Source organism: Acidithiobacillus sp. TH-A36, assembly GCF_057473445.1.
In genome coordinates this window covers 1-1,490 of sequence record NZ_JBYCKP010000678.1, presented here as the reverse complement: position 1 = coordinate 1,490, position 1,490 = coordinate 1, and the positions used below count along the sequence as shown (strand labels likewise).

Sequence of the window (1,490 nt, the reverse complement as noted above, 5' to 3'; positions counted from 1 at the left end):
TACCCGAGAAAACCGACTGAAAAACCACGATGACGTTTATGCCGAGAACACCCGGCTCAAGCAGCGTCTGGAAACGGTGGGGATGCATGTCGGGAGTATTCTGGGGATCCAGAATGCGAGTATGAACCGGGGCAAAGTGTTGAGGGCCGTTGAATCGGCCTCCTCGATGGCGAGTTTTCAAAAGGCGTTGGACGAACAGAAGCTGAGCCTGGAGGTGAATCGTCGGAATGGACCGGGGGACTAGGACAGGCAGTTACTGCGTAACAATTATATATAGTGACCAGTCACAGATAATGTATTTTTGGAGTTCACTTGGGCATTATTTGGGCAAATCGCCAAAAATTACGGTATGGCGTAGGCTAAAACGCCTGTTTTTGCTGGTGTGTGAACCGACCAGACCAGCGGATTATCAATCCGGGGGGCTCTATCATAAGCGTTACTGTAACGTAATGACGCTACTTGTTAGGCTTTTCCCTACCTGTATTGAGTTCCGCATGTTCAGTTAACTCCGCGTTAATGAAGCCAGAGATCATCGCACGATACACATGCTCTGTGACAGATGGATTTGCACCAAGTTCTTGCGATAGCGTTATAACCTTAGAAATAACCTGTTCGACGCGTTGAGGTGCTTTGACATCCTCCGTGGATTTTTTGAAGCTAGCAGCCTGCTTCACAAAGCTGCCACGTTCAGCCAAAAGAGCAACAATCTCACGATCAATGCGGTCGATGTTTGTGCGGACTTCTTCAATGGAAGTGCAATTGACTGTGTAACTCACGATGTATTCCTTTCATAAATCATAACGCATGAATTAATATGTGCCGCTACGTAGGTTTGAATGAATTGTTAGCTGCCAACACGGACAAGGCAGAACTTTTTATTGCCTGAAACCGGGAGCCAGCTTGCAGTGTAGGAGCCCATGATGCTCACTTGTTTGTCTTTGGATCCGGTTGGCTTTGTGATCTTTCCGGTTATTGGATTGCCGCCGCGGAAGTGGCCGTAGATGCCGCTGCAATTGCCTGAGTAAAAGAGCTGGTCATCAGCTATTGCGAGGAAGTAGGCAGACTGGAAGCCGGAAGAAACGAGTTGTTCCAGAAAGGCGATGTCCTTGCAGAAGCTAAACATAGACTCTGGGACTTGCCCGTTCCTAGGATATTTCAGCTCGATGGCACTCAAACGCTCGCCTGAGTCTACCGAAGTAACAGTAATATCTATTTCCTTCTTTTCGAGTGCTGCCTTCTGCAGCTTGAAGTGGGAGACATTGCGCTCAAACTGGACCTTGCAACCTCCAAGCTGATTACGAAGGAAGATACCTAGCTCGTGCTGCAGGCTGAACTCGTTATAGATTTCGACGGCGCCAGAACCGACTTCTTTTAAAAAATCTTCAATTTGGCGATCAAGTTGCATTGGCAGCTAACGTTTGACTTAAGCTGCGTGCCAAAGGCGCGTCCGCTTGAAGGAAGGGTTTGACAAAGCTCATAGAGTCACTTTT

General features: G+C 48.0%; 2 protein-coding genes and 1 pseudogene. 1 reads left to right on the top strand and 2 read right to left on the bottom strand.

Annotated features, from left to right (window positions below; translation table 11 throughout):
- Positions 1–244, top strand: a pseudogene (locus tag AC2VLY_RS16910) (hypothetical protein); the annotation flags it as partial.
- A 211-nt stretch (positions 245–455) separates the two neighbouring features.
- Here AC2VLY_RS16910 and AC2VLY_RS16905 read toward each other — a convergent pair.
- Together AC2VLY_RS16905 and AC2VLY_RS16900 are read right to left on the bottom strand one after the other, a co-directional pair.
- Positions 456–776: a chorismate mutase gene (locus AC2VLY_RS16905; RefSeq protein ID WP_486891635.1), complete on the bottom strand. Its 321-nt coding sequence runs from the start codon at positions 774–776 to the stop codon at positions 456–458.
- A gap of 68 nt (positions 777–844) precedes the next feature.
- Complete coding sequence (locus tag AC2VLY_RS16900; RefSeq protein ID WP_486891634.1) at positions 845–1,405, bottom strand: hypothetical protein; 561 nt, start codon at positions 1,403–1,405, stop codon at positions 845–847.
- Between the last annotated feature and the right edge of the window lie 85 nt (positions 1,406–1,490).